The following is a 256-nucleotide window of genomic DNA, read 5'->3' on the forward strand; positions in this document are numbered from 1 at the left end:
GGCTGTATTCCTGCGCGCGGCCTTCGGCGTCGATCGCGATCGGCAGGTCGCCCCAGCGCTCGGACAGCACCTTCAGCATGGCAAAACCGGTCTCGGCGTCCTCCGCGGCCAGGGTGGCGCCGGAGGCGGCCAGGCCGCGATTGAGCAGCTTGGCCAACTCGCTGTAGGGCGCCGCCGACTGCACCTTCACCGTCGGCGTGTCCGGCGGCAGGGTGAGCTTGTTGCGCAGATGGAAGCCGCAGGCGCTCAGCCCCAG

Annotated in this window: 1 protein-coding gene; it reads right to left on the reverse strand. The window is 70.7% G+C overall.

Going from position 1 to position 256, the window contains the following annotated elements; all coding sequences use genetic code 11:
* Positions 1-256: LPS-assembly lipoprotein LptE (locus SB658_RS25505; protein WP_410603233.1), on the reverse strand; the 256-nt coding region annotated here is incomplete at both ends.

The sequence above is a fragment of the Bacillus sp. SIMBA_008 genome (assembly GCF_046535495.1).
Classification (GTDB): domain Bacteria; phylum Bacillota; class Bacilli; order Bacillales; family Bacillaceae; genus Bacillus; species Bacillus subtilis.